Consider the following 19,046-nt stretch of genomic DNA (forward strand, 5'->3'; position numbering starts at 1 on the left):
AGGGTCGAGTGCGAACGAACCGGGCGACCCTCCTGCCCGGTCGTTTCCTTACGCCTTGCGCGCCAGCGACCGCTGGACGAGCATTGCGATGATGATGATCGTGCCCTGGATGGCGCCGATCAGATATTCGGAGATGAAGTTCGACAGCAGCATGATGTTGCCGACGAGTTCCAGGATGAAGGCGCCGCAGATCGTGCCCCAGACGCGGCCCGCCCCGCCTTTCAGCGCCGTGCCACCGACGACGACCGCTGTGATCGCCTGCAGTTCCCAGAGGATACCTGTGGTGGCAGACGTCGAACCGAGACGCGGCACGTAGAGCAGCACCGCAATGGCGACGCAAAGCCCCTGGATGACGAAGGCGATGGTGCGCACTCGATCGACGGCAATACCGGAGTAGCGGGCGACGTCTCTGTTTGAGCCCACAGCGACGACGTGGCGCCCATAGCGTGTGCGATAGAGCACGAGGGCAGCAATCGCGGTGACGACGAGAATGATGACGATCGGGACTGGCAACCCGAGGATAGAGCCGAAATAGACCGGACGGTAGATTTCCTGCTGGGCCGGATCGCGCAGCGTGATCGCCCCGCCCTGGGAGAGCCAGGTCGTGAGGCCGCGATAAATGCCCATCGTGCCGAGTGTGGCAATGAAGGGCTCGATCTTGCCGACCGTGGTGATCAGGCCATTGGCGAGGCCGCAGAGCGAGCCGATGACGACGGCAAGCACCATGGCAGCCGCGATCATCAGGCCGGGATCGGCAATCGCGCCGGAATTCATGAACAGGATCATCAGACTGGCGACGAAGGCCACCATCGACCCGACAGAAAGGTCGAGGTCTCCGGACGAGATGACAAAGGTCGCGCCCACGGCAATGATCGCGATGAAGGCAGAGCGCGTCGCGACATTGGCGAGGTTGTTGAGCCCGATGAAGTTGGGGTTCACCAGGGCACCGACGATCAGCAGGATCAGCAGCGCTGCAAAAGGGGCCACGGCGCGCAGGTCCACGTCGCGCCAGGTCCGGCCGCCACGGCCAGGTGTGGTCGTTTCAGTTTCGGCAGTCATTGTCTTCCCGTCTCCTCCCGCGCGCCCTCGTCGTCGATGGCAGCGCCGTCCCTGTGTCCGTTTCAAACCCGGATTTCGCCGGGCATGTCAGTCTCGTCAGCTTGCCATCTGCCGCTTGAGGCCGGCGGCATACCGCATGATTGTCTGTTCGTTGATGTCCTCGCCCTCAAGCAGGCCAACCATCCGGCCTTCGCGCATGACCGCCACCCGCGTGCAGAGCCCGATCACCTCGGGCATTTCCGAGGAAATGACGATGATCGACCGCCCCTCACGGGCCAGGGCTGCGACAAAATGATAGATCTGCTGCTTGGTGCCGACATCGATGCCGCGTGTCGGCTCGTCGATGATGATGATATCCGGCTCGACTTCCATGATCTTGGCGAGCAGCAGCTTTTGCTGATTGCCGCCCGACATGCGCCCGACCCGGACCTTCTCGTCGCGCACGCGAATATCGAAGCGGCGCTTGGCCCGCGCCATGGCCTTGGCCTCGCTGCCGGGGTCGAGATAGCCGTGGCGCACATGATTGTCCATCGACTGCAGCGTCAGGTTGGCCGTCATGCTCTCGCCGAGCAGCAAGCCCTTGCCCTTGCGATCCTTGGTCATGTAGGCGAGGCCCCGCCGGTTCGCTTCGCGAAAATCGCCGGCATCAAGGACGGCCCCCTTGAGCCGCACCGCGCCGGAAAGACGGGGACGCAGACCCGCGACCGCCTCCATCAGCTCCGTGCGCCCCGAGCCGATCAGGCCGGAAAAGCCGAGCACCTCGCCACGCTTCAGATCGAAGCTCGCATTCCTGACGAAACCGGTCGTGAGATCCTTGACCGACAGGACGATCTCTTCATCGACATCAGGCTCGTGCTTGTTGGGATAGAGGCTCGATAACTCGCGACCCACCATCAGCTGAGCGATCGCCTCACCGTCGAGTGCAGATGTCGGCGCCGTCTTCACCCACTGGCCGTCGCGGAGGACGGTGACGCGGTCGGTCAGCTCCATCACCTCGTCAAGCTTGTGGGAGACGAAGACGAAGCTGGTGCCCCGGGCACGCAACTTGCGCACCTGGTCGAACAACACTTCGGTCTCGTCGCGCGACAGAACCGCGGTCGGCTCATCCATGAAGACGATCCGCGCCTTGCGGCTGATCGCCTTGGCGATCTCGACCATCTGCTTGTCGGCCACGGCAAGCGAGCTGATCAGCGCATTCTCGTCGATTGCGGAGCCCAACTGGTCGAGCACGCGCCGCGCCTCTGCCCGCATCACCTTGCGATCCAGCAGGCCGAAGCGTGTGACTTCGCGGCCGAGAAACAGACTTTCGGTGACGGTCAGATGGTCGGCAAGATTGAATTCCTGATGGATGAGGACGATGCCCAGCGCCTCGGCGGCCCCATTGGCCGGCAGCGTCACGGGCTCACCATCGAGCAGGATACGTCCAGCCGTCGCCTGCTCGAAGCCTGACAGTATCTTCACCAGCGTCGACTTGCCCGCGCCGTTTTCGCCCATGAGCGCATGAACCTCGCCCGGCATCACGTCGAAATCGACGCTGAACAGCACCTGCACGTCGCCAAAAGATTTGGAGATACGCTCCGCCACGAGCACGGGTGTCCGCACTTCGCCTCCAGTCAAATTCATGCAATCCTCCCAGGCGGCTCCTCAACCGCTTATGCCCTCTTGTGTAAACCTTTACATGCCGGATGTAAAGGTTTACATCATTCAATCACGGGGACAATTTGTTCCGTATCGGCTTTCGCAGTCGCAGCAGTGAATGTAAGGTCTCCAACGATTCCAGACGGATAGGGGATGAGGGCGCGTGCCGGAACAAGCACCAGCGACGATCGAGGACGTGGCCCGCATCGCGGAAGTATCGATCGCGACGGTGAGCCGTGCGATCCACACGCCTGACAAGGTGGCGAAAACCACACGCCAGCGCGTCAATCAGGCGATTGCCATCACCGGCTATACGACCAATGCCATGGCGCGCTCGCTGCGCATGGGCCGGTCGAACATGATCCTGATTCTGGCACCCGATATCGGCGACCCGAACTTTTCCTCGACCCTGATCGGGATGGAGAACGAAGCACGTGCTCACGGTTACGGCGTCCTGATCGGCCACACCCAGAACGATCCCGAGCGCGGCTTGGAATATCTGAAGTTCCTGAGCTCCGGTCAGGCGACCGGACTCGTCCTTTTCACCGGTCACGAACCCTTCGGCCATCAGGTCGTCGGCCAGCGTCTGCCGCCCTCGGTCGCCGTTTTCGAACCCGTCTTCGGCTCCAAGATTTCCTATGTCGGCGTTGACGATCTCGCCGGCGCCCGCAAGGCGGCCGAACATCTGCTGTCGGCCGGGCACCGCTGCATTGCCTTCATCGGCGACAGCAAGACGAGACTTGGCCACCAGCGCCGTCGCCAGGGCTTCGACAAGGCGCTCGACGCCGCCCGCATTCCGCCGCAGCAACGCTTCGTGCTCGAGGGTGACGGCACGATCGAAAGCGGACGGCTGGCGGTCGAACAGCTCTTCATGCGCGACACGCTGCCGACGGCCTTCATGTGCGTCAACGACGCCACCGCCGTTGGCGTGTTGAGCGGCCTTACCGCCCGCGGCTACGACCTGCCGCACGACTTCTCCGTCATCGGCTTCGACGACGTGCCCCAGGCGACCTATGTAAACCCGGCACTCACCACCATCCGCCAGCCGCGCACCGCGATTGGACGGCAGGCCATGTCGCTGCTCATCAAGTCCCTTTCCGACCGCCCGACGGAACGCCAGGAAATCCTGCTGATGCCGGATCTGATCGTGCGAGGATCGGTGACGGGACCTGCTCGGCGATAAGGCGGCATTTGCCCGCCAACCGGGATGGACCCAAAGCCGTCCTTGGCCGTTAGACCTGGATCATCCTATGATACACCAGTATTTTTGGGCGCCACGCGGCGTCACCTTGCCATTTGCCATCGGAGATCATCGTGAGCGTTGCCTTCACCAAGGAAGAGAGTTCGGAAACCGCAGCAGAACTCCATCTGCCGGACCGGCCAATCTCGCAACATCCGAACCTGGTGACGGCAGAGGGACTAAAGCGTCTGGAGTCTGAAGCCGAGGAAGCGCGGGCCGCCTATCTCGCGGCCCAGGCTGTAGACGACGTCAACGAGCGTCGCCGCCAATCGGCTGTGCCCTATCGTGATCTGCGCTACCTGACCGAACGGCTGCGGACCGCACAGGTGATACCGGCACCGGAAAACAATGCCGTCGTCGCCTTTGGTAGCACGGTCACGTTTGAGCGCGACGACGGCCGCGTCCAGACCTATCGCATCGTCGGCGAGGACGAGGCTGACCCCAAGACCGGCTCCATCTCTTTCGTTTCACCCGTCGCGGCCCGGCTGATGGGCAAGGCCGTAGGCGATGTGGTGACGGTGGGCGATCAGGAACTGGAGATTACGGCCATCGCTTGAAGGCCGGTCGTCTAGCGACGCCTTCTCCGGCGCCGTTTCGCCGGGACGCCCTCACTCCGCCGCGCCAACTCCGTCCAGTTCCGCCATAACATCCACAGGCAGATCGATTTCGGCGACGGCGAGATTCTGCCTGAGATGCGCCCGCGACGAGGTACCTGGAATGAGCAGGATGTTTGGCGACCGCTTCAAGAGCCAGGCGAGCGCCACCTGCATTGCTGTCAGGTTCAGCCGTGCGGCCACGTCGGACAGGGTTGACGGCTGCAGCGGCGAGAAACCGCCGAGCGGAAAGAACGGCACATAGGCCGTCCCCTCGCCCGCCAACTGGTCGATCAGCGCGTCGTCGGCCCGGTGCGCCAGGTTGTACATGTTCTGCACGCAGACGATCTCGGCGATCTTGCGGCCATCCGCCACCTGCTTGGACGTGACATTGGAAAGGCCGATATGCCTGACCAGCCCCTGTTGCTGCAATTCGGCAAGCACGGTCAGAGGTTCTTCGAGATCACCTTCCGCCGGGCCATGCACATCGAACATCGCCCGCAGGTTGACGACATCGAGCGCGTCGAGCCCGAGGTTCTTCAGATTGTCGTGCACGGCGCGGGTCAGAGCCTCTTTCGAAAAGGCCGGGTTCCACGAGCCATCGTCGCCGCGCAAGGCACCGATCTTCGTGACGATGACCAGGTTGTCGGCATACGGGTGCAGCGCCTCGCGAATGATCTGGTTGGTGATGTGCGGGCCGTAGAAGTCGCTGGTATCGATGTGATCGACGCCGCTTTCCACCGCTTCGCGCAAGACCGCCACGGCCTCCGCGCGGTCCTTGGGCGGCCCGAAGACACCCGGTCCAGCCAGTTGCATGGCGCCGTAACCGAGACGTTTGACGGTGAGGTTGCCCAGCGTGAAGCTGCCGGCTTTTGTCAGATTGGCCATGTCGATTTCTCCTATGTGTGGTGAACAGCTATGTACTGCGCCGACACTTTCAGGATAATCCGATGCAATCCGGACAGGCCGTCCGGAAAACAGCACAATAATCAGGAGCAGCAATGGCCGATACACCCGAGATGAGCGATGTCAGCGCCTTTCTCGCAGTCGCCCGCGCCGGCGGATTTCGCGAGGCCTCGCGGCTGGGCAATACCAGCGCCTCTGCCCTGAGCGATGCGGTGCGCCGTCTGGAGGCCCAGCTCGGCATCCGCCTGCTCAACCGCACGACACGCGCCGTCGTGCCGACCGATGCCGGGCGCGGACTGATGGAACGCATCGGACCCGCCTTCGGGGAAATCGGTGCAGCGCTCGAACATGTCAGGAGCTTCGATGGCCGTGCCGCCGGCACGCTGCGGCTCAACGTGCCGGCAAGTGCTGCAAGACTGGTGCTGCCGGCGATCGTCCCCGGCTTCCTCGCCGCCTATCCCGACATCCGGCTGGAAATCGACACCGACGAGAGCCTGATCGATGTCATCGCCGCCGGTTACGATGCCGGCATCCGCTATGATGAGCGACTGGCGCAGGACATGATCGCCGTGCCGATCGGCCCGCGCCTGCAGCGCTACGGCCTTGGCGCCTCTCCTGCCTACCTGAACACGCACGGTCATCCGCAGCATCCCCGCGATCTGCTGGCGCATAACTGCATCCGCAGCCGGTTTGCCGGGCGTCCGGCCATGGCCTGGGAATTCGAGAAGGATGGCGAGACACTTGTAGTCGAGCCCAATGGCCAACTGCTCGTGCGAGCCGGGGATGCGACCGAGTTGGGCATCAGAGCCGCGATCTCCGGTGCAGGCATCCTTGCGCTGTTCGAAGACTGGCTGAGACCGCATTTCGCCAGCGGCGAATTGCTGCCGGTGCTGGAACCCTGGTGGTTGAGCTTTTCCGGCCCCTTCCTCTACTACCCGGAACGCCGGCTGATGCCGGCACCTCTGCGCGCCTTTGTCGACTACATCAAGACCAACCGCCCTGGATGATGCGCCAGACCCAGCAACGGGAAAGGCCGGGACGCTTTCGCGCCCCGGCCCTGGTCGTCACGTCAGCAATACCGATCAAACGTAGCGGTTGATGACGTTTTCCAAGAGTTCCTGCTTGCCGGAGACCGGCTTCGGATTGACGTTCTGGGCTTCGACGCGGGCAGCGATTGCATCGAGGCCTTCCTCGCCACGCAGCATCTTCTGGTTCTCGGCCTTGTCCCAACCGGCGTAACGGTTGCCGAGCGGCGCCGACAGCGCCTTGTCTTCCACCATCTTGGCGGCGGCTTTCAGGCCGCGGGCGCAGCAATCCATACCGCCGATGTGAGCGATCAACAGATCTTCGGCGTCGAGCGACTGGCGGCGCAGCTTGGCATCGAAATTGGTGCCGCCTGTCGTGAAGCCGCCGGCTTGCAGGACCTGGTAATAGGCCAGCGCCATTTCCGGCACATTGTTCGGGAACTGGTCGGTATCCCAGCCGGACTGGTAGTCGTTGCGGTTCATGTCGATCGAACCGAAGATGCCGAGCGCATTGGCGAGCGCCAGCTCGTGCTCGAACGAGTGGCCGGCGAGGATCGCATGGCCCTGCTCGATATTGACCTTCACTTCGTTTTCGAGCCCGTAGCGCTTCAGGAAGCCGTAGACCGTCGCAACGTCGTAGTCATACTGGTGCTTCGACGGTTCCTGCGGCTTCGGCTCGATCAGGATCGCGCCCTTGAAGCCGATCTTGTGCTTGTATTCGACCACGAGGTTCAGGAAGCGGCCCATCTGGTCGAGCTCGCGTCCGAGATCGGTGTTGAGCAGGGTCTCGTAGCCTTCGCGGCCGCCCCACAAAACGTAATTCTCGCCGCCGAGCTTCAGCGTCGCGTCCATGCAGGTTTTCACGGTTGCGGCGGCAAAGGCGAAGACGTCTGGATCCGGATTGGTCGCGGCACCCGACATGTAGCGGCGATGTGAGAACATGTTCGCCGTGCCCCAGAGCAGCTTGACGCCGGTCTCTTCCTGCTTCTTCGCGAAGTAGTCGACGATCTCGTTCAGGTTCTTGGTGTTCTCGGCAAAGCTGTCGCCTTCAGGGCGAACATCCGCGTCGTGGAAGCAGTAGTAGGGCGTGCCGAGCAACTGGAAGAATTCGAAGGCGACATCGGCCTTCATCTTCGCTGCATCCATCGTATCCTTGAACCACGGACGCTCGAACGTGTTGCCGCCGAACGGATCAGTGCCCGGCCAGACAAAGGTATGCCAGTAGGCGATGGCAAAACGCAGATGGTCTTCCATCCGCTTGCCCATGACCACTTCGTCGGGATTGTAGTGACGGAAGGCCAGCGGATTGGTGCTGCCTTCGCCTTCATATTTGATCTTCTGGATATTGCCGAAGAAACCTGTGCTCATGGGTAGTCCTCCTTGGTGTGTGTTTGTGTTGGTGTTCACGCGCCTCGCGACGCTGCCCCTTCACCCGCCTGCCGGCCTCTTCTCCCCGTGAACGGGGAGAAGGAATGCGCCGCCGCCGTTTCCGGCCTCTCTTCTCGCTTGCGGGGAGAGAGCCAGGGTCAGTGGCAAATCTTCAAAGTCCCCGGATCGCCGGATAAAGCGCCCGATAGCGGCCGTATGCCGCCTCATAGGCCGAGGTAAGCGCCTTGACCGGCTCGACCGTCTCGGCCGTTTCCGGCGCCCTGCAAACCGACAGCGGATCGGCGCCGGTCGCCGCGATCAGCCCAAGGCGTGCGGCGCCGAAGGCAGCCCCGAAATCGCCGTCGGCCGGGATATCGACCGGCATATCGAGAGCTGTGGCGATCGACGACAGCCAGTAGCGCGAGCGAGACCCGCCGCCGATGGCGGTAACACGGTCGATCTTCGTGCCGGCGGATTTCAGCGCTTCCAGGCTGTCGCGAATGGCGAAGGTTACGCCTTCCAGCACCGCCTGGGTCAGCACCGCCCGGTCGCTTTCATGGCCAAGCCCGATGAAGGCGCCACGGATCTTCGCATCGTTGTGGGGTGTCCGCTCGCCAGAGAGGTAAGGAAGGAAGGTGACACCCGTCGGGGCATGAAGCGCATCGCCGAGTTCGCCGGTCAGTTCGCCGGCCGATTTGCCGGTCACGGTCGAATGCCAGTTGAGTGCATCGGTTGCCGACAGGATGACGCCCATCTGGTGCCAGGTTTTCGGCAGCGCATGGCAGAAGGCATGCACGGCACTTTCCGGCTTCGGGAGATAGGATGCATTCGCCGCGAAGAGAACGCCTGACGTGCCGAGCGACACGAAGGCCTGGCCTTCGGCAACAGTACCCATGCCGCAGGCGGAAGCGGCATTGTCCCCTGCTCCACCGGCGACGACGACGTTTGCGCCGAGGCCCCATTTCATCGCAAGCTCCGCACGCAGCGTGCCGGCCCGATCGGTCCCCTCGACAAGACCCGGCATCTGTTCGACGCTCAGCCCCGTGGCTTCGAGCAGCTCCGCCGACCAGGCCCGCTTGCCCGTGTCGAGCCAGCTGGTACCGGCCGAGTCAGACATGTCGGAGAGATATTCCCCCGTCAGCCAGAGCCGCAGGAAATCCTTCGGCAGCAAGACTTTGGCGACCTTCTCGAAGGTCTCCGGCTCGTTGCTTTTCACCCAGGCAAGCTTCGGCGCCGTGAAACCGGGGAAGACGATATTGCCCGTCAGTGCCCGGAAGCGCGGATCGGCGTCCAGTACCGCAGCCTCCGCATGGCTGCGGGTATCGTTCCAGAGAATGCAGGGTCGCAACACCCGGTCCTTGGCGTCGACAAGCGTCGCGCCATGCATGTGGCCGGAAAGACCGATGCCCCTGACGGCAGCGAGTTCCTTCGGATGCGAGGCCTTGAGCGCAGCAACGGCCTCTTCGGTCGCCCGCAGCCAGTCGCCCGGCGCCTGTTCCGACCAGCCGGGATGCGGCCGCTGCACGGTCAAGGCCGCATGGCCGACGCCGACAACCTTCTGATCGCCATCGATCAGCATAGCCTTGACGCTGGATGTGCCGAGATCCAATCCGAGATACATGGGTGTCCTCCAATGCTCTGCCTTCAGGGCAGATTGTCCTTCAGGAATATGTCGATACGAATGCGCTCCTGGGCGGCCACGACAGGAAGCCCGTCGGCCTTGGCCTTCAGGACGCGGATGGCGCTGCGCACCTCGTGGCCGGCATCCTGATTGAGGACCGCATCGAACAGGCCCGATTGCAGCGCGCCGCGCGTCGTCTCGGTCAGCTCATGCGCGATGACGACCGGTCGGTTTTCCCGCGGCACACGTTCCAGCGCACGCACCAGTCCGCGATTGCCGGCACCGAGGCTATAGAGTGCGACGATGTCGGAGTGGCCCACAAAGAGCGCGGAGACCAGCCGCTCGACCACGTCAGGATCGTCGCGGCCTTCCGACACGGGCAACAGGTCAAGGCCCGCGAAATCCGAAGTGATCACAGAGGCGAAAGCCTCGCAGCGCTCGCGGTGATCACGCACCAGCATGGAACCCGCGAGTACGGCGACCTTACCCCGGCGACCACCAACAAAACGCCCGAGCAGGCTCGCGGCCGTGCGTCCGGCAGCGGCATTGTCGATGCCGGCATAATGATCGCGTTCTGCGCCTGAGAGATCCGAAACCAGCGTCACCAGCGGGATGCCGGCAGAGACCACCTCAGCGGCAGCTGCAGCCACGTCCGGCGCATCGACGGCGACGAAGGCGATGCCCGCCGGCTGCTCTGCTGCAGCGTCCCTGAGTGCTGTCGCCAGCGCCGCCGCATCGAAGGCCGGCACGTCGACAAGGCGGATCGCAATGCGCTCCACGCCTGCCCGCTCCCCGGCCTCGTCGAGTGCGAGCCTCAAGCCTCGCATGAAGGAGTTGTCGTTAGAAGGAATGAGGAAGGTCAGCGGATAGGTTCGACCCTTGGCGAGATTGGCTGCGGCCACATCGCGCACGAAACCGAGCTCGCTGACGGCGAGGTCCACCTTTTCGCGGGTCCGTGCACTGACCCCCGGCCGCCGGTTCAATACCCGGTCAACGGTGGCAAGGCTCACGCCCGCGCGGCTCGCAATGTCATGGACGGTCGGCTTCATTCTCTCCTCCGGCGCCTGTCCTACACCAGCGCCTGAGGTACGTAAATCAGGATTATGATGTACGTACCTCTTCTGGATCAAAAAAAAGGCCGCCCACAGTATGGGCGGCCGCGACCTGGAGATCGGCAAGAAGACTGGACCCGCAAGCTTACGCGGGCACTGTGCCGTCAGTGGCCGGCGCCGGCCGGTGCCGTCGCCGTCGGCTTCTTCAGCAGTAGCGCCAGGAAGACCAGGCAGGCGAAGAGGACCGTCAGCCCGAGAAACACATCCATGAAAGACAGGAGCCAGGCCTGCTGCGTGACAACGCCGGAAAGCTTCTTGATCGCCACGGCCGTTCCATCGAGCCCATAGCTGTCGTAGTTTGCGCCGACGCTGGCAAGCCAGTCCAGCGCTGCCTGATTGCCCCAGTTCAGCTGTTCGGAGAGGCGGGCATAATGATCGTCGGTTCGCTGCGTCAGCATTGTGTTGATGATGGCAAGACCCACGGCCCCGCCGAGGTTGCGGGTCAGGTTGAAGAGGCCCGAGGCATTCTTGATACGATCAGGCGGCAGCGTGCCGAGCGCCAGATTGTTGATCGGCACCATGCACAGCATCAGCGAGCAGCCGCGCAGGATCTGCGGCACGAGCAGTTCGTAAAAGTCCCAGTCCGCGGTAATTCCGGTCATCATGTAGGTGCCGAGCGCAAAGCCGCCAAAGCCGATCATCATCATCACACGCGGATCGAGCTTGCCCGACAGAACCCCGGCAACCGGTGCCGTCAGGAACATGGCCGCACCTGAGACGAACATGGTCTCGCCGATCATCAGGCTGTCATACCCGCGAATGCGCCCGAGATAGAGCGGATAGAGATAGGTCAGCCCGTAAAGCCCGACCCCCATGACAAAGGAGAACAGCGAACCGAAGGCGAAGTTGGCATTGGAGAAGGCGCGCAGGTCGACGACCGGCAACTCCACCCTGAAGACACGGCGGAAGAAGATGAAGCCGCCGATCACCATGGCAAGGGTGCCCATGACAATATGATGATCGTTGAACCAGTCCTTGTTGTTGCCCTCTTCCAGCACGAATTCCATCGAGCCCAGGAAGACCGCCATCGAGACCAGCCCCCACCAGTCGAACTTCTTCAAGAGCTTGAGGTCCGGCTTGTCGAAATCGATCAGGCTCCAGGCGGCTGCCGCGACGATCACACCCGGCACGACATTGATCAGGAACAGCCAGTGCCAGGACATGGCGTGGCTGATATAGCCTCCGATCGTCGGACCGATTGTCGGCGCGAGTGTGGCGACAAGTCCGACCATCGGCGAGACGATGTTGCGCTTCGAAGGCGGAAAGATGGTGAAAGCCGCCGCAAACACGGAGGGGATCATGCCACCACCGATGAAGCCCTGGATCGCGCGGTAGACGATCATCTGCTCGATATTGGTGGCGGTCGCGCAGAGAGCGCTGGCAAGCGTGAAACCGGCCGCGCAGAAGGTGAACAGCACCCGCGTCGATACGATGCGTGCGAGCACGCCCGACAACGGAATCATGATCACCTCGGCAATCAGATAGGATGTCTGAACCCAAGCGACTTCCTCCGAGCCGGCGCCGAGTCCGGCCTGGATCTCGGCGAGTGATGCGGAGACGATCTGGATGTCGAGGATCGACATAAACATGCCGAAGACCATTGCCAGGAATGCGAGGACGCGCCTGGGGTCCATGCGCTCCTCGGCGGGTGCCAGGGAAGCGGCGTCCTGAGTGGTGATTGCGGCCATGACGAGGCCCTTTCGATAACGACTGCCGGTGGTTTACTTCGCGGCAAGCGCCTGGCCGTCAGGGGCCGTGCGGGTGTCGACGTCGACGATGACACTGAGGCCGGCACGCAGATGGCCGCCGGCAAGCGCGTCCTTGGGAAGAGCTATCCGGACGGGCACACGCTGGACCACCTTGGTGAAATTACCCGTCGCGTTTTCAGCCGGCAGCATCGAGAAGATGGCACCGGAAGCGGGGGCGATAGAGGTCACGGTGCCTTCGAGCGGCTGGTCACCGTAAGCATCGACATGGATCGAGACCTTGGAACCCGGGACGAGATCGGCGATCTGCGTCTCCTTGAAGTTCGCCTCGATGTAAAGCTCATTGGTCGGCACCAGGGCTGCAAGCCGCTTGCCGGCGGAAACGAGATCGCCCGCCTGGACGGACAGATTGCCCACAACGCCGTCATAAGGCGCCTTGAGAACGGTGAAATCCAGGTCGCGTCTGGCTTTGGCCACCACCTGATCCTGCACGCGCACGGCATTGATCGCCTCGTCGCGCTGCGCCTTCAGGATCGAAAGATTGGCCTCGGCGGAATCCACAGCCGCCTGACCGGCAACGAGATTGGCGCGAGCCTGCTCGAGCGCAACTCTTGCATTATCGAGATCCGCGGTCGTCCCGACACTCTTCGAGGCAAGTTCGCTGGCACGTTTTTCGGTGATCTCGGCGCCACGCACGGAGGCTTCGAGTGCCCCGAGTTGCGCCTTCGCTTCGGCAACACTCGCCTGGCCGCCGGCGATCTGGGCATCGATACGGCTGACCGCGAGGGAAGAACTCTGCTTGCCGGCGACGGCCTGATCATAGGCGATCTGATAATCGCCCCCATCCAGCGTGACCAGCGGATCACCCGCATGAACAACCTGGTTGCTGGCGACATTCACCTTGGCAACATAGCCGGAAACCTTGGGCGAGATGATTGCAATGTCACCTTCGATATAGGCGTCTTCGGTCGACACCATGAACCGGCCGTCCGTCCACCATCCGTAGCCATACCAGGCGCCGGCGGCGAGCAGTGCGGCGAGAATAACAGGCAGAACCGGACTGCGCCGGGGCGCCGAGGCCGTCGCTTCAGGGGCCTGATGGGACACCCCGATATCCGTCTCTGCCGCAGGCGCAGCCTCATTCCGATCGACTGGAGTGGAGTTGGAACGAAGGGCGGTGGATCTTTGCATCGTTGACATGGCACGGACCGGGGAATGGTTGAAATTATTCGAACTGAACCGTTCGGTTCGATTGACTTAGAGTGTTTCTTCCCCCATATCAAGAGGCACAGGCGAGCTTCTGCGCAGCGGTTGCTCGATTACGTTAATTTTTCTTTGGTCAGGATATGTCGAAACAATCCGAGGAAACTGCCATGACTTCCCCTTGCCACTCCGTTGCCGGAGTTGGCCGCTTTGCTGCGGGCGCGGATCCCGTCAAGCGGGGACAGATCCTGGACGGAGCCAAGCGTGTCTTCATGAAGCTCGGCTATGACGCCGCGAGCATGAACGACGTCACCCGCGAGGCTGGTGTCTCCAAGGGAACCATCTACGTTTATTTCCAGAGCAAGGAAGATCTGTTCGGCGCGCTTGTAGAGCGCGAGAAGAGCGCCTTCGATGCTGCCATCCGGCAGATCCTGGAGGAAAGCGCCAATGTCGAGGAAGGCCTGCGGCGGTATGCGCTCGCCCACGCGCATTTCATTCTCGACACCGAAATGATCCCGACGATGCGAATTCTGATGGGTGTACTCGATCGCATGCCGACGCTGTGTCAGCGCTTCTTCGCGTCTTCGCCCACAAACATCAAGGTGCTGTTGCAGGACTACATCGCGGCAGCAAACGAGAAGGGCGAGCTCTTTGTCGAAGACACGGATCTTGCCGCGCGTCAGTTCATCGACATGTCGACGGCCGGCTATTTCAAGAAGCGGCTGTTCAACGACATCCCCGTGCGCCCCGACGACAAGGAGATCGAGCGCGTCGTGGAGTCCGGCCTGCGGATGTTCATGAACTTCTACGGTCCGAAAACCGACAAAGCCTAAAGCTGATCAGAGACGGAACTTTGTTCCGACCGGAGACTTAATTCGCTGCTTGCCATTCCCCCGGATATGTCTCATGTCCTGGGCTCCCTAGTCCGTTTGATCAGCACGGAAGACATCTATGCAGGATATTATCGCCCTCCTTCAGGATCCCGCTGCCTGGGTCGCCCTCGTGACGCTTGTCGTCATGGAGATCGTGCTCGGCATCGACAACCTGATCTTCATCTCGATCCTGACCAACAAGCTGCCGCAGGAAATGCGCGAAAAGGCAAGACGGATCGGCATCGGCCTCGCCCTTGTCATGCGCCTTGCACTTCTGGGTACGGTTGCCTGGATCGTGCAGTTGACCACGCCTGTCTTCGAGCTGTTCGGCCAGGGCTTCTCCTGGAAGGACATGATCCTGATCGCCGGTGGTCTCTTCCTGGTCTGGAAGGCCACGAAGGAAATTCACCATGCCGTCGATCCGGTCGACAAGGAAGAGGACTTCATCGCCTCGACCGCATCGACCACGTTCGTCAGCGCCATCGGGCAGATCCTGCTTCTGGACCTCGTCTTTTCGATCGACAGCATCATCACCGCCGTTGGCATGACACCGCATGTGCCGATCATGGTGGTCGCAGTGGTCGCGGCCGTGACGGTCATGCTTGTCGCGGCGACCCCGCTGGCGAATTTCATCGAGAAGAACCCGACCATCGTCATGTTAGCACTGGCATTCCTGATGATGATCGGCACCACGCTGATCGCCGAAGGCATGGGCTTCCATGTACCGAAGGGTTACGTCTACGCCGCCATGGCCTTCTCTGCGCTCGTGGAGGTGCTCAACATGTTTGCACGCCGCAAGCGTGAGCGGGACCGCAGGCTCAAGGCCACCACCCACTGACCACGGCTGACATTAGAACTTGGAAAGGCCTGTCGATCGACAGGCCTTTTCCGTGTGGAACGGCGGTTGCGGGATCGATCGGCCCTTGCCAGACTTCTCGCAAGAACTTACGCCTTCTCTCACAACGCCAGCATCACGCCGGAACCCGATGACATACGAGCAGACCCTCGCCTTCGGCATCATCGCCATCATGATGGCGGCATTCCTGTGGGAAAAGATCCGCTACGATGTGGTTGCCTGCTGCGCACTGGTGGCGGCAGTCGCCGTCGGCCTGATTTCGCCAAGCGAGGCCTTTTCCGGCTTTTCCGATGACCTCGTCATCATTGTCGGCAGCGCGCTCGTGGTCAGTGCGGGTGTAGCCCGCTCCGGCGTGGTCGATCTCGCGATCAAGCGTTTTTTTCCAGCACTCACCGGCCTGCATGGCCAGATGCTGCTGCTTCTCGTGACGGTGGCTGTTCTATCCGCCTTCATCAAGAACATCGGCGCGCTCGCGATCATGATGCCGGTCGCGTTCCAATTCGCGCGACGCTCGAATGTGCCAGCCTCGACCTTTCTCATGCCGATGGCCTTCGCAGCCCTGCTCGGCGGCTTGATGACCCAGATCGGCACATCGCCGAACATCGCGGTGTCGCGCCTGCGTGAAGAACTGACCGGCCAGCCTTTCACGATGTTTGACTTCACACCTGTCGGCGCAGTGCTGGCCGCAGCCGGCATCGTCTTTCTGATATTCTTCTACTGGCTGGTGCCGCACCGCGAGAACCAGAACCCGTCATTGCAGGAGGCGCTGGAGAGTTCCAACTTCTCGACGGAAGCCATGATCACCCGCCAGTCGTCAGTCGTCGGAAAGACACTTCATCAGCTCTTGCAGACGTCGGACGGCGAAGTCACGGCAACCGCCATCCTGCGCGGCAACACTCGCCTCTCTCCCTTCCCGGACGTTCTCCTGCACGCGGAGGACACGCTTCTGCTGGAAGGCCCGTCCGAAGCACTCGACCGGATCGTTTCGCAGGGCAATCTCAGCCTCACCGGCAACACCGATGGCGACACCAAGAAGCGCGGCGACATCTCTTCCGTCGAGGCCGTGATCGGGCGTGGATCGCCCCTGATCGGCCAGACGATCAGCGAGCTTTCGCTGGTTCATTCCTACAACGTGAACCTGCTTGCGGTCAGCCGCCAGGGAAAGCGCATCCGCGAACGCCTCGGCCAGCTCACGCTGCGCTCCGGCGACGTGGTATTGCTTCAGGGGCTGCGCCAGCAGATGCCGGCAATTCTGACCGAGCTGGGCTGCCTGCCGCTGGCAGAACGCGAAATCCTGCTCGGCACAAGCCGCAACGTCGTCATCCCCCTTGCCATCCTGGTGATTGCCATGGGGTCCACAGCACTTGGACTGGCACCTGTCGCGATCGCCTTTTTCGCCGCCGCCCTTGCCATGGTCGCGTTCGGGGTCCTGCCGGTGAATGAAGTCTATCGGGCGGTCGATGGGCCGATCCTCGTGATGCTCGCAGCCCTTATCCCCGTCGCCGACACATTGCGGACTTCAGGCGGCAGCGACGTGATCGCCGGCTGGCTGAACATGGTCGCGGGCGGCCTGCCCGTCTGGGGTGCAGTTGCGATCATCCTGCTGACGGCCATGGCCGTAACGCCCTTCCTCAACAACGCGGCGACAGTGCTGGTCATGGCGCCCATCGCCGCAAGCTTCGCGACGGGCCTCGGTTACAAGCCGGAGGCCTTCCTGATGGCGGTCGCGATCGGCGCCGGTTGCGACTTTCTCACTCCCATCGGCCACCAGTGCAACACGCTGGTCATGGGCCCCGGCGGCTACAAGTTCTCGGACTATCCGCGCCTGGGTTTCCCGCTCTCGATCCTGATCCTGATTGTGTCCGTTCCAGCCCTTCTCATGGTTTGGCCCGTTCAATAGGACGCCTGACAGCGCCCATGAAAGCGCAAAGAAAAACCCGCGTCGGCGGACACGGGTTTTCCTTTGGGGCGGGGACTTAGGGGAGAGCGCCAGCTTCGCGATTAAGGGGCTCGCGTGCCTGCTTCAGCGAGGGAAAAAGTGGCGGGGGCACCGACCTTATCTGATCCTCGCATTCGCCAGACCCAGCCGGCGCTCTGCAGCAAATAACGCCGCATCTGCCATCGGGTTCCGTCGCCGAAGAAATTTTTCGTTTTTTTTCTCACGTAGCCCCGGTTGGCTGGTTTCCGTGGTTTTTCTTGACGCAAGGCCATGAATATGGCCTAAGGCCAGCCGGTGGAACAGACGGCACATCTGGCGCCTCATCCTGTCCGCGCAGCCATCACAGGCAGTCTCACAACCTTGTCGATCCGGCGCTTGTGCGTCTGATCCCCGCACGCACCACGAGCTGAGTTCATGACCAATTCCGGCGTCCGCGTCCGCATCGCACCCTCCCCGACAGGCGAGCCCCATGTCGGCACCGCCTATATCGCGCTGTTCAACTACCTCTTCGCGAAGAAATTCGATGGCGAGTTCATTCTGCGCATCGAGGATACCGACGCGACCCGCTCCACGGCCGAATTCGAGCAGAAGGTGCTGGATGCGCTGAAATGGACCGGCCTCACCTGGTCGGAAGGTCCCGATGTCGGCGGCCCCTACGGTCCCTACCGCCAGTCCGAGCGCAAGGACCTCTATCGTCCCTACGTCGACAAGATGCTCGACAATGGCGGCGCCTTCCGCTGTTTCTGCACGCCCGAGCGGCTGGAATCCATGCGCGAAGCCCAGCGCGCCGCCGGCAAGCCCCCGGGCTATGACGGCCTCTGCCTGCATCTCAAGGCCGAAGAAGTGACCGCTCGCGTTGAAGCCGGCGAGCCGCATGTCGTGCGCCTGAAGGTTCCGACAGAAGGCTCCTGCGATTTCCACGACGGCGTCTATGGCGACGTCTCGATCCCGTGGGAGAGCGTCGACATGCAGGTCCTGCTCAAGGGCGACGGCATGCCGACCTATCACATGGCGAACGTCGTCGACGACCATATGATGAAGATCACCCACGTCGCCCGCGGCGAAGAGTGGCTGGCCTCGGTTCCGAAGCACATCCTGATCTACAAGCATCTCGGTCTCGAGCCGCCGGTCTTCATGCACCTGTCGCTGATGCGCAATCACGACAAGTCGAAACTGTCGAAGCGCAAGAACCCGACATCCATCTCCTACTATTCGGCCCTCGGCTACCTGCCGGAAGCGCTGATGAACTTTCTCGGCCTGTTCTTCATCCAGATTGCCGAGGGTGAAGAGCTTCTGTCGATGGAAGAGCTGATCGAGAAATTCGACCCCGACAACCTGTCCAAGGCCGGTGCGATCTTCGACATCCAGAAGCTCGACTGGCTGAACGGCCGCTGGCTGCGTGAAAAGCTGACCCCGGAAGACTTCGTTTCCCGCGTGCTCGACTGGTCGATGGAAAACGATCGCCTCGTCGAAGGCGTGAAGCTTGCCCAGAGCCGTGTGACCAAGCTCGGCGAAGTCCCGCCGCTCGCCGGCTTCCTTCTGGCAAATGATGTCGGCCTGACACCGGCCTCTTTCGGTGGCCTGAAGACCAGCCCGGCCGAAACGCTGGAAATCGTCACCACGGTTCAGGCGGATCTTGAAAAGATCCTCGAATGGAATGTGACGACCATCGAGGAAGAGCTGCGCGCAGTCTCCGAGCGCATGGGCAAGAAGCTCCGCGTCGTGACCCCGCCTCTCTTCGTCGCCGTCTCGGGCAGCCAGCGTTCGCTGCCGCTGTTCGACAGCATGGCACTGCTCGGCCGCTCGGTCGTGCGCCAGCGCCTGAAGGTTGCAATCCAGGTGCTGACCGCGATGGTGGGTGCACAGAACTGATTTGAATGAGTGCCGCCTGATGGGGCGGCGCAGGAA

The 19,046-nt window shown here is 62.2% G+C and carries 15 protein-coding genes; 7 read left to right on the top strand and 8 right to left on the bottom strand.

Annotation, left to right across the window (positions count from 1 at the left end):
- Positions 1-48 precede the first annotated feature (48 nt).
- Both QTL56_RS09785 and QTL56_RS09790 read right to left on the bottom strand, forming a co-directional pair.
- Positions 49-1,059 carry an ABC transporter permease gene (locus QTL56_RS09785; RefSeq protein WP_229574628.1) on the bottom strand — a complete coding sequence of 337 codons (1,011 nt, stop codon included), beginning with the start codon at positions 1,057-1,059 and terminating at the stop codon, positions 49-51.
- Between the two features lie 96 nt (positions 1,060-1,155).
- A complete protein-coding gene (locus QTL56_RS09790) occupies positions 1,156-2,682 on the bottom strand; it encodes a sugar ABC transporter ATP-binding protein (protein WP_245135997.1) in 1,527 nt (508 codons plus the stop codon).
- A gap of 178 nt (positions 2,683-2,860) precedes the next feature.
- Between QTL56_RS09790 and QTL56_RS09795 the strand changes: the two genes are divergently transcribed.
- Positions 2,861-3,880, top strand: a complete 1,020-nt coding sequence (locus tag QTL56_RS09795) for a LacI family DNA-binding transcriptional regulator (protein ID WP_245135995.1) — start codon at positions 2,861-2,863, stop codon at positions 3,878-3,880.
- Between the two features lie 131 nt (positions 3,881-4,011).
- Positions 4,012-4,494, top strand: a complete 483-nt coding sequence (gene greA, locus QTL56_RS09800) for a transcription elongation factor GreA (protein ID WP_229574631.1) — start codon at positions 4,012-4,014, stop codon at positions 4,492-4,494.
- 51 nt (positions 4,495-4,545) lie between these two features.
- Here the strand turns inward: greA and QTL56_RS09805 are convergent, their stop codons facing one another.
- Complete coding sequence (locus QTL56_RS09805) at positions 4,546-5,418, bottom strand: aldo/keto reductase family oxidoreductase (protein ID WP_245135993.1); 873 nt, start codon at positions 5,416-5,418, stop codon at positions 4,546-4,548.
- A 113-nt stretch (positions 5,419-5,531) separates the two neighbouring features.
- Here QTL56_RS09805 and QTL56_RS09810 point away from each other — a divergent pair, with 113 nt between their 5' ends.
- A complete protein-coding gene (locus tag QTL56_RS09810) occupies positions 5,532-6,443 on the top strand; it encodes a LysR family transcriptional regulator (protein WP_245135991.1) in 912 nt (303 codons plus the stop codon).
- Between the two features lie 75 nt (positions 6,444-6,518).
- Here the strand turns inward: QTL56_RS09810 and xylA are convergent, their stop codons facing one another.
- From xylA to QTL56_RS09835, 5 genes are all read right to left on the bottom strand, one after another.
- Positions 6,519-7,829, bottom strand: a complete 1,311-nt coding sequence (gene xylA, locus QTL56_RS09815) for a xylose isomerase (RefSeq protein ID WP_245135990.1) — start codon at positions 7,827-7,829, stop codon at positions 6,519-6,521.
- A 172-nt stretch (positions 7,830-8,001) separates the two neighbouring features.
- Complete coding sequence (xylB, locus tag QTL56_RS09820) at positions 8,002-9,450, bottom strand: xylulokinase (RefSeq protein ID WP_245135988.1); 1,449 nt, start codon at positions 9,448-9,450, stop codon at positions 8,002-8,004.
- Between the two features lie 23 nt (positions 9,451-9,473).
- Complete coding sequence (locus QTL56_RS09825) at positions 9,474-10,499, bottom strand: LacI family DNA-binding transcriptional regulator (RefSeq protein ID WP_245135986.1); 1,026 nt, start codon at positions 10,497-10,499, stop codon at positions 9,474-9,476.
- A 167-nt stretch (positions 10,500-10,666) separates the two neighbouring features.
- The gene (locus QTL56_RS09830; RefSeq protein ID WP_245135984.1) at positions 10,667-12,250 is read right to left on the bottom strand and encodes a DHA2 family efflux MFS transporter permease subunit; all 1,584 of its coding nucleotides are present in this window, start codon (positions 12,248-12,250) and stop codon (positions 10,667-10,669) included.
- Positions 12,251-12,283: 33 nt separating this feature from the next.
- Positions 12,284-13,459 (bottom strand): HlyD family secretion protein, encoded by a 1,176-nt coding sequence (locus tag QTL56_RS09835; protein ID WP_370660337.1) that lies wholly within the window; start codon positions 13,457-13,459, stop codon positions 12,284-12,286.
- Between the two features lie 182 nt (positions 13,460-13,641).
- Between QTL56_RS09835 and QTL56_RS09840 the strand changes: the two genes are divergently transcribed.
- The 4 genes from QTL56_RS09840 to gltX all read left to right on the top strand — a co-directional run bounded on the left by QTL56_RS09840 (position 13,642) and on the right by gltX (position 19,010).
- Positions 13,642-14,304: a TetR/AcrR family transcriptional regulator gene (locus QTL56_RS09840; RefSeq protein ID WP_245135979.1), complete on the top strand. Its 663-nt coding sequence runs from the start codon at positions 13,642-13,644 to the stop codon at positions 14,302-14,304.
- A gap of 118 nt (positions 14,305-14,422) precedes the next feature.
- A complete protein-coding gene (locus tag QTL56_RS09845; protein WP_229574640.1) occupies positions 14,423-15,181 on the top strand; it encodes a TerC family protein in 759 nt (252 codons plus the stop codon).
- Positions 15,182-15,329: 148 nt separating this feature from the next.
- Entirely contained in the window at positions 15,330-17,099 is a 1,770-nt protein-coding gene (locus tag QTL56_RS09850) for an SLC13 family permease (protein WP_229574641.1), read from the top strand.
- Positions 17,100-17,552: 453 nt separating this feature from the next.
- A complete protein-coding gene (gene gltX / locus QTL56_RS09855) occupies positions 17,553-19,010 on the top strand; it encodes a glutamate--tRNA ligase (RefSeq protein ID WP_245135977.1) in 1,458 nt (485 codons plus the stop codon).
- Positions 19,011-19,046 lie beyond the last annotated feature (36 nt).

The sequence above is a fragment of the Peteryoungia algae genome (genome assembly GCF_030369675.1).
GTDB lineage: Bacteria > Pseudomonadota > Alphaproteobacteria > Rhizobiales > Rhizobiaceae > Allorhizobium > Allorhizobium algae.

Bases quoted from the DNA above. Each gene is read 5' to 3' on its own strand.
- xylB (WP_245135988.1), bottom strand. From the start codon at position 9,450: ATGTATCTCGGATTGGATCTCGGCACATCCAGCGTCAAGGCTATGCTG.
- QTL56_RS09845 (WP_229574640.1), top strand. From the start codon at position 14,423: ATGCAGGATATTATCGCCCTCCTTCAGGATCCCGCTGCCTGGGTCGCC.
- xylA (WP_245135990.1), bottom strand. From the start codon at position 7,829: ATGAGCACAGGTTTCTTCGGCAATATCCAGAAGATCAAATATGAAGGC.
- gltX (WP_245135977.1), top strand. From the start codon at position 17,553: ATGACCAATTCCGGCGTCCGCGTCCGCATCGCACCCTCCCCGACAGGC.
- QTL56_RS09830 (WP_245135984.1), bottom strand. From the start codon at position 12,250: ATGGCCGCAATCACCACTCAGGACGCCGCTTCCCTGGCACCCGCCGAG.
- QTL56_RS09850 (WP_229574641.1), top strand. From the start codon at position 15,330: ATGACATACGAGCAGACCCTCGCCTTCGGCATCATCGCCATCATGATG.
- QTL56_RS09810 (WP_245135991.1), top strand. From the start codon at position 5,532: ATGGCCGATACACCCGAGATGAGCGATGTCAGCGCCTTTCTCGCAGTC.
- QTL56_RS09840 (WP_245135979.1), top strand. From the start codon at position 13,642: ATGACTTCCCCTTGCCACTCCGTTGCCGGAGTTGGCCGCTTTGCTGCG.
- QTL56_RS09805 (WP_245135993.1), bottom strand. From the start codon at position 5,418: ATGGCCAATCTGACAAAAGCCGGCAGCTTCACGCTGGGCAACCTCACC.
- QTL56_RS09835 (WP_370660337.1), bottom strand. From the start codon at position 13,459: ATGCAAAGATCCACCGCCCTTCGTTCCAACTCCACTCCAGTCGATCGG.
- QTL56_RS09790 (WP_245135997.1), bottom strand. From the start codon at position 2,682: ATGAATTTGACTGGAGGCGAAGTGCGGACACCCGTGCTCGTGGCGGAG.
- QTL56_RS09785 (WP_229574628.1), bottom strand. From the start codon at position 1,059: ATGACTGCCGAAACTGAAACGACCACACCTGGCCGTGGCGGCCGGACC.
- QTL56_RS09825 (WP_245135986.1), bottom strand. From the start codon at position 10,499: ATGAAGCCGACCGTCCATGACATTGCGAGCCGCGCGGGCGTGAGCCTT.